Consider the following 8,162-nt stretch of genomic DNA (forward strand, 5'->3'; position numbering starts at 1 on the left):
CGGCGTGGTCCTCGGCGGCACGACGCCCCACCTCGGGATCGGCACCTGCACCAAGACCGCGGGTGAGTTCACGACCGACGTCGAGCTTGACGTCGGCGTCGCTCATGAGCAGCGCCTGCGCATCGGTGTTCACGGCGATGAACTCGACTCCGCGGAGGCCGAGATCGATCATGCGGTTCACGGCGTTGACGCCGCCACCGCCGACGCCGACGACCTTGATCACGGCGAGGTAGTTCTGGTTCTGGCTCATGGCCGGCCTCCGATTATTCGAGCCTGGAAGTGGGTGAACCTTAAACCTCAACTAGAGGTGTAAAGTATTTCCCGGTATTGCGTTCTCTTTGATCGAAGGTAAGCGCCGCCCGGCCGTGCACGCGCGAAGACACGGGCGTGTCGCCCCATTCCCGACGAAAGCGCTCAGCCGACGACGGCGACTTCGGGAGACGTCACGTCGATCGAGCCCGCCGCCGGATTCGCCGCCATCGCCTTCGAGAGCACGACGGCCTTCAGCGCCGACTCCTCCGCACTCCCCCAGACCACCGTCAACCCGCCGTTGAGAGTGAGGGTCACGTCGTCCGCCGTCGTCGCGCGGACACCGATCAGAGCGGCGCGGACGTCCGCGGGAAGGGTGCGCACGACGAGGCCAGCGCTCCGGAACGCCGCCGATCCGACACCCCCGACGACGTCGAGCACCGGCTGCCCTGCCGGCTGATCGGAGGTGGTCGAAAGGACCACGCCGGCGGCGTCCACCAGTGTGTAACCGGCGTCGGAGCGGAGCACGCCGACGGGAGTGCGCTCGACTATCCGCACGGTGAGGTCATGCGGCGGGCGCGCTTCGAGGGCGTAGGTCTCGATGAGAGGGAAGCCCAGCAACGCGGCCTTCACCTTGCTGGAGTCGACCAGTGCGAGTGGAGTGCCGAGCTGATCCCCCAGTGCCGCCTCGATCGCGGCGGGATCGAGACTCGTGGCACCTTCGACGGTGATCTTCTGCACGGCGAACAGCGGACTGTACGCTGCGGCGACGCTGCCCCCGACCAGCAGCAGTGCGGCGCCGATGCTGCTCAACCAGACGATCCTCCGCCGCCGCGACCTCTGCGTGAAACGCCGGATCTCCGCACGAAGAGCCTTCCGACGCGCACGTGCCGCGCGCCAGACATCCATCGTCGACGTCTGCTGCGGGTCGCCGACCGAGGTGCTGTCCGGCTCCTCGCCGGGTGCCGGGTCAGGAGTCGACGGAGTGTCCTGACCGGCTCCGGGATCGCGTCGCCGCCGACGGGACCTCTCCTCCGGCGCGGCGTCCTTCTCGTCCGGAGACTCCGGGCTGGTCGGAAGCGGTGCGGGCCGGCGCATCGGCTACTCCTCGTCGGTCCGGCGCAGAGAGTCCAGGACCTGCGGGATGATCTGGTAGACGTTGCCGCACCCGAGCGTGACGACGAAGTCGCCGTCTCGCGCGACCGAGGCGGTGTAGTCGGCGGCCTGCTGCCAGTCTGCGACATAGTGGACGCGCGACGGGTCACGGAACGCACCGCTGACGAGCTCGCCCGTGACACCGGGCACGGGGTCTTCTCTGGCCCCGTAGACGTCGAGCATCACGGTGTGGTCGGCGAACTGCTCCAGGACGTCGGCGAACTCCTGGTACATGTGCTGCGTGCGCGAGTAGGTGTGAGGCTGCTGGATCGCGATGATCCGACCGGACCCGGCGATGCTGCGCATGGCTTCGAGCGCTGCTCGCACCTCCGTGGGGTGGTGCGAGTAGTCGTCGTACACGGTGACCCCACGCTCGACGCCGTGCTGCTCGAGGCGACGCACCGTACCGGCGAAGCCCTCCACCGCACGAACGGCGTCGGCGAGCGGATAGCCGAGGGCGCGGAGAACGGCGACGGCGCCGGCCGCATTGATCGCGTTGTGGATGCCGGGGACGGCGAGCTGCATCCGGGCGCGCTCGTCGCCGTGCGTCAGCGTGGCGGCGACCGGCCCCGCAGCCACGATGTCGGTGACGCGCACATCCGCGCCGTCTGCCTGCCCGAAGGTGAGCACGTTCGGGTGCGACAGGCCCGCACCGACGCGCAGTGCGCCGGCGTCGTCGCTCGAGATCACCACGGCCTCGGTCGCGGCGTCCGCGAACTGCACGAACGCCTGATGGAAGGCTTCGTCGGAGCCGTAGTGGTCGAGGTGGTCGGGGTCGACATTCGTGATGAGCGCCACAGCCGTGTCGTACAGGAGGAAGGTGCCATCGGACTCGTCTGCCTCGATGACGAAGAGGTCGCCGCTCCCGGTGGCGCTGGACACGCCGAGCTGCTCGATCACGCCGCCGTTGACGAAGTGCGGGTCGGCGTCGAGGTCGCGCAACGCCGTGACGATCATGCCCGTCGAGGTGGTCTTGCCGTGCGCACCCGCCACCGAGACGAGGCGCCGCGTGCCGATCAGCCAGTGCAGAGCCTGGGACCGGTGGATGACGTGGAGGCCCCGCTCCTTGGCGGTGACGAACTCGGGGTTCTCCGGCCAGATGGCGCCGGTGTGCACGACCGTGTCGGCATCACCGAGGTGGGCGGCATCATGACCGACGTGGACCGTCGCCCCCGCGGCGGCCAGCGCCCGCAGGTTGTCGCTGTCTGCGCGGTCGCTGCCGGACACGCGGATGCCCGCGTCGAGGAACATCTTGGCGAGTCCGCTCATCCCGGATCCACCGATGCCGATGAAGTGCGCGGAGGTGATCGTCTCGGGAATGGGGAGGGAGAGGTCGGGTCTGATCATGTCCGCTTCAGTCTACTTTTCTTCCGCTTCGTGGACGCGTCAGGCAGCCGCGAGTGCACGGTCGATGAGGGTGATGACGTTCTCGGTTCCTGCGCGGGTTCCGGCCGTCTGGGCAGCGGCAGCCATCTCCGCGATCCGCGCCCGGTCTTCGAGCAGCGGCACCACGATGCGCCGCACGGCATCGCCGTCGAAGGTCGCATCGTCGAGCAGCTCGGCGGCTCCGGCAGCGACGGCCGATGCGGCGTTCAGGCGCTGCTCGCCGTTTCCCACGGAGTACGGGACGTAGAGCGCGGGTATCCCCAGCGCGCTCACCTCGCTCACGGTCGCCGCACCGGAACGGGAGACGATCAGATCCGCGACGGCGAAGGCAAGATCCATGCGGTCGACGTAGCGGCGCAGCACGTAGCCGTCCGTACCGGGATCTGCCAGATCACTGCGCTCACCGGTCACGTGCAGCAGCTGCCATCCGGCGTCGAGGACGTCTCGCCATGAATCAGCGAGCGCCTCATTGAGTCGCTGCGCGCCCAGCGAGCCGCCGAAGACCAGGAGGACGGGCCGTTCGGGGTCGAGACCGAAGTAGTCCGCCGCTTCAGCGCGCGACGCCGCGCGGTCCAGAGCGATGACCTCTTGGCGCAGAGGCATGCCGACGACCTCGCCACCACGAAGCGGGGTCCCCTCGAACGCGACGCCGACGGCAGCTGCCCGCCGCGCACCGAGCACGTTCGCCAACCCCGGCTTGGCATTGGCCTCGTGCACGACGAACGGCACGCGCTCACGGCGAGCGGCGACATAGGCAGGCGCGGAAGCGTATCCCCCGAAGCCGACGACCACGTCGATGCCGTGCTGACGGATATGGGCGCGCACCTGGGAGACGGCGCGACGGAACCGTGCGGGGAACGACATCGCCTGCTTGTTCGGTCGGCGCGGGAACGGCACCTTGTCGACGATGAGGAGCTCGTAGCCGCGTGCAGGGACCAGACGGGATTCGAGCCCCTCGGCAGTGCCGAGCACGAGAACGGTGGCCTCGGGATCGCGGGCGCGGAGGCCATCGGCGACCGCGAGCAGGGGATTGACGTGACCGGCGGTGCCACCGCCGGCGAGGAGATACGAAGTCACCTGGTGACCCTACCCCGCTCAGCTGGTCGCTTCTCGGTCACAGGGATCGTGCGCGCGAATGCGAGCAGCACACCGCACGCGATCAGCACGGCGAGCAGAGCGGTACCGCCCTGCGACATGAATGGGAGCGGGACACCCATGACGGGGAAGACGCCGATGACGACGCCGACGTTCATGATGGCCTGGCCCACGATCCACACGGTGATGCCGCCGGCCGCCACCCGGATGAAGGGGTCGGAGGTCTTGCGGATGATGTGGAACGCGCCGATCGTGAAGAACGTGAAGAGGGCGAGAACGACGATGCACCCGATCAGTCCCAGCTCCTCGCCGACGATGGCGAAGATGAAGTCGTTGCCCGCCGCAGGGAGCCACCCGTACTTCTCCTGCGAGTTGCCGAGACCGAGACCGAAGATGCCACCGGTCGCCATTCCCCAGATCCCGTGGATCGACTGGTAGCAATCGGTGTAGTAGAGCGCCATGTTGTCGCACGTCGCGGTGATGCGCCGCATGCGATCCTCGCTGGACAGCGCATAGGCGAGCACGGCGACGACGCCGAGGATCAGCGGGATGATGAACAGCCGGAGCTTGACCCCCGAGAAGAACAGACAGCCGAGCAGGATGAGCACCAGGACCATCGCCGTGCCGAGGTCCTTCCCCGCGAGGACGGTGCCGATCGCCAGTGCCCCGACCGGGATCACCGGGATGAAGACGTGATGCCAGGTGCCGAGCATCGCGCGCTTGCGCAGCAGCACGGCCGCGATCCACAGGGCGAGAGCGAGCTTGAGGAACTCGGACGGCTGGAGCGTGAAGCCGGCGATCCGGATCCAGTTCCGGTTTCCGCCGTCTTCGATCCCGAGCGGGGTGAACACCAGCATCTGCAGGGCCACGGCGCCGAAGAGTGCCGGCCACGCCATCCGCTTGAGGAACTCGATCGGCAGGCGGCTGATCAGGAACATCAGCGGGATGCCGAGGAGTGCGAAAACCCCTTGACGAAGCACACCGTCCAGCGGATTGACGCCCTTGGACACGGCGGTGGCGCTGGTCGCCGACAACACCATCACGAGGCCGAACAGAGTGAGCAGCAGGGCGGTGGACGCGATCAGCAGGAACTCGGTCGACACCGGGGTGAACCGGCGTCCGAGCGAGACCCTGGCAGCGAGACCGCCGGCTTCAGAGCGCGGAGGGCGGGATACCTGTGTCATCGGCACTCCCCCGGTCGATCCAGTCCCGCACCGCCTCGGCGAAGCGGTGGCCCCGTTCCGCGTAGCCGGAGAACTGATCGAAGGATGCCGCCGCCGGGGCCAGCAGGACTGTTCCCTCGTCGTCGACGATTCCCGCGGCGATCTCCACGACACGGTTCATGACCTGTCCAGTGTCACCAGCATCGACCTCGAACACCGGCACCCCGGGCGCGTGTCGCCGGAATGCCGTGACCACGGCAGAGCGCTCGACGCCGATCACGACGGCCGCCCGGGCTGTCGTCCCGACGTCGGCGACGAGATCGGAGATGTCGACCCCCTTCAGATCCCCGCCGAGCACCCATACGGCGCCCGGGTACGCGCGCAATGATGACGCGGCCGCATGCGGGTTGGTGGCTTTGGAGTCGTCGATCCACGTGATGCCGCGATGCCGCGCGATCACCTGGATGCGGTGAGGATCGAGGCGGAAGGACTGCAGGGCCGTGTGGATGGCCTCGGGCTCGACGCCGAGCGACCGCGCCAAGGCGCTCGCTGCGAGGATGTTCTGCACGATATGGGGAGCGGCGAGACCCGCAGCCTCGAGGTCGGCGACGGTCGTCAGCTCGAGAGCGCTGCGAGACCGGTCGTCGAGGAAGGCCCTGTCGACGAGAAGGCCCTCCACCACGCCGAGGTCACTCGGACCGGGGATCCCCAGGTCGAAGCCGATCGCCCTGGCACCTTCGACGACCTCCGCTTCCTCGACCATCTGCCGTGTGGCCTCGTCCGCCTTGTTGTAGACGCACGCGATCCGGGTGTTGCGGTAGACCACGGCCTTCGCGTCGCGGTAGGCCTGAGCACTACCGTGCCAGACGAGATGATCGTCGGCGAGGTTGAGGCACACGGACGCGTAGGGGAAGAGCTCCCCCTCGGCCCGCGACTGCCCCAGGTACCAGAGCTGATGGCTGGAGAGTTCGACCACGAGGACGTCGAACCCTGCGGGGTCGCGTACCGCGTCGAGCACCGGCACACCGATGTTGCCGCACGGAGCCGCACGCAGTCCTCCCTCGACGAGGAGGGTGGCTGTCAGCTGGGTCGTCGTGGTCTTGCCGTTCGTGCCCGTGATGAGCACCCAGTCCGCCGGTGCGCCGTCGGAGCGCAGGACCTTGTCGCGGACGCGCCAGGCGAGTTCGACGTCTCCCCAGATCGCGATATCCGAATCCTGCGCCCATCGGATGACCGGGTGCGACGGCGAGAACCCCGGCGAGGCGACGATGACCTCGGGGGCGAACTCGACCAGTACGGCAGGGACTTCTGCAAGCGGACCCAGCTCGAGCCGGGCGCCGATGACAGGAAGCAGACGCTCGTACTCCTCTTCGGCGGCTTCGCTCAGCACGAGCACGTCCGCGCCGAGTTCGGCCAGCGTGTCGGCGACCGAGAACCCGGTCATGGAGAGGCCGAGCACGGCGACCCGCAGGCCGCTCCAGTCGGCGTTCCAGCTGGTGAGGCCTGCCAGCCGATCAGTCGACACGGGTCAGCCATTCGACGTAGAACAGACCGACGGCAGAGACGGCGAGCAGCCCGGCGATGATCCACATGCGGACCACGATCGTGACCTCGGACCAGCCGCGCATCTCGAGGTGGTGGTGGAACGGGCTCATCAGGAACAGTCGCTTGCCGCGCGTGATCTTGAAGTATGCGCGCTGCAGGATGACCGAACCGGAGGACAGGACGAAGACACCGGCGATCACGAGCAGGAGCAGCTCGGTCCGGGTCAGGATGGCCATCGCGGTGATGACACCACCGATCGCCATGGATCCGACGTCGCCCATGAAGACCTTCGCCTTGGGGGCGTTCCACCACAGGAATCCGATCAGGCTGGCGGCGAAGGACGCGGCGATGATCGCCAGGTTGAACGGGTCGCGCACTTCGTAGCATCCGCCCAGGGCATCGGGGTCTCCGCCGATGCAGGGCTGCTTGAACTGCCAGAAGGCGATGAGGCTGTACGCCCCGACGACGATGACGCCGGCTCCGGCCGCGAGACCGTCGAGACCGTCGGTCAGGTTCACGCTGTTCGAGGTGGCGACCCCGATGATCGAGATCCACACGAGATAGAGGATCCACCCGAGGATCACGCCGAAGGCGAAGAGGTTGAGCCAGGTGATGTCGCGGAACAGGGAGATCGCGGAACTCGCCGGCGTCTGGCCCCATTTGTTCGGGAAATTCAGCGCGACGATGCCGAAGGGGATCATGACCAGCAGCTGACCGATCACCTTGCGCCAGCCCGACAGTCCGAGACTGCGCTGGCTGCGCACCTTCATGTAGTCGTCGATGAACCCGACGGCACCGAAACCGACCATCAGCCAGATCACGAGCAGCGCCGAGAGCGCCGGCACCTCTCCGCTGACCAGAACACCGGTGAAGTAGCCCACCATCGAGCCGACGATGAAGATGACGCCGCCCATCGTCGGCGTTCCGCGTTTCGCTTCGTGGCTCGGGTTGTGGACGGACTCCGGGGTGCGGATCACCTGCCCCCAGCCCCACTTCCGGAAGAGCCGGAGGAAGACGGGGGTCAGGAACAGGGTGAAGGCGAGCGAGATCGCCGCCGACATGATGAGAGACCTCACGAGAACAATTCTCCCAGACGATCGCCGAGATGCCGGAGGCCCACGGAGTTGGATGACTTCACGAGCACGCGATCGCCGTCGCGGAGCTCGGTGCGCAGATACTCGAACGCCGCGTCCTGGTCGGGCAGATGCACAGCCTCGCTGTCCCACGAGCCCTCTCCGACGGCGGCGAGATACAGCCGTCGCGCCTCAGCGCCGACGACCACGATCCGCTGGATGTTCAGACGCACGGCGAGCAGCCCGATCCGGTCGTGCTCCTCCCCCGCGCTCTCCCCGAGCTCGCTCATGGCACCTAGGACGGCGACCGTGCGCTCTTCGGGGCCGGTGATCTGCGCGAGAGTGCGCAAGGCAGCGGCCATGGAATCCGGGCTGGCGTTGTAGGCGTCGTTGATGATCCGCACGCGGTCGTTGCCCAGGGGCTGCATCCGCCACCGTTCGGCGATCTCGACGGTCTCCAGACGAGCCACGGCATCGACGGGCGAGACGCCGAGGA

The 8,162-nt window shown here is 67.8% G+C and carries 7 protein-coding genes and 1 pseudogene; all 8 read right to left on the reverse strand.

All coding sequences use genetic code 11. The annotated features are described in order from the left end of the window. A pseudogene (locus DSP71_RS22925) lies at positions 1 to 250 on the reverse strand (cell division protein FtsZ); the annotation flags it as partial. A gap of 164 nt (positions 251 to 414) precedes the next feature. Further along, entirely contained in the window at positions 415 to 1,347 is a 933-nt protein-coding gene (locus DSP71_RS01990; protein ID WP_113680230.1) for an FtsQ-type POTRA domain-containing protein, read from the reverse strand. Positions 1,348 to 1,350: 3 nt separating this feature from the next. After that, positions 1,351 to 2,751 carry a UDP-N-acetylmuramate--L-alanine ligase gene (gene murC / locus DSP71_RS01995; protein WP_113680231.1) on the reverse strand — a complete coding sequence of 467 codons (1,401 nt, stop codon included), beginning with the start codon at positions 2,749 to 2,751 and terminating at the stop codon, positions 1,351 to 1,353. Positions 2,752 to 2,790: 39 nt separating this feature from the next. Beyond that, positions 2,791 to 3,867, reverse strand: coding sequence for a glycosyltransferase (locus tag DSP71_RS02000; protein ID WP_058632799.1), 1,077 nt, complete (start codon positions 3,865 to 3,867; stop codon positions 2,791 to 2,793). Then, positions 3,864 to 5,069: a putative lipid II flippase FtsW gene (ftsW, locus tag DSP71_RS02005; protein WP_113680245.1), complete on the reverse strand. Its 1,206-nt coding sequence runs from the start codon at positions 5,067 to 5,069 to the stop codon at positions 3,864 to 3,866. The genes DSP71_RS02000 and ftsW overlap by 4 nt, the downstream gene beginning before the upstream one ends. Further along, complete coding sequence (gene murD / locus DSP71_RS02010) at positions 5,038 to 6,573, reverse strand: UDP-N-acetylmuramoyl-L-alanine--D-glutamate ligase (RefSeq protein WP_113680232.1); 1,536 nt, start codon at positions 6,571 to 6,573, stop codon at positions 5,038 to 5,040. The genes ftsW and murD overlap by 32 nt, the downstream gene beginning before the upstream one ends. Next, positions 6,563 to 7,669, reverse strand: a complete 1,107-nt coding sequence (gene mraY, locus DSP71_RS02015; protein WP_046749324.1) for a phospho-N-acetylmuramoyl-pentapeptide-transferase — start codon at positions 7,667 to 7,669, stop codon at positions 6,563 to 6,565. Before mraY ends, murD begins: the two co-directional genes overlap by 11 nt. Further along, positions 7,666 to 8,162: glutamate ligase domain-containing protein (locus tag DSP71_RS02020; protein WP_309472598.1), on the reverse strand; the 497-nt coding region annotated here is incomplete at its 5' end. The genes mraY and DSP71_RS02020, both read right to left, overlap by 4 nt.

This window comes from Microbacterium sp. H6 (assembly GCF_003314775.1).
GTDB classification, from domain to species: domain Bacteria; phylum Actinomycetota; class Actinomycetes; order Actinomycetales; family Microbacteriaceae; genus Microbacterium; species Microbacterium oxydans.

Excerpts from the sequence above, each read along its gene's own strand:
- DSP71_RS01990 (WP_113680230.1), bottom strand. The coding sequence starts at position 1,347 with ATGCGCCGGCCCGCACCGCTTCCGACCAGCCCGGAGTCTCCGGACGAG.
- murC (WP_113680231.1), bottom strand. The coding sequence starts at position 2,751 with ATGATCAGACCCGACCTCTCCCTCCCCATTCCCGAGACGATCACCTCC.
- ftsW (WP_113680245.1), bottom strand. The coding sequence starts at position 5,069 with ATGACACAGGTATCCCGCCCTCCGCGCTCTGAAGCCGGCGGTCTCGCT.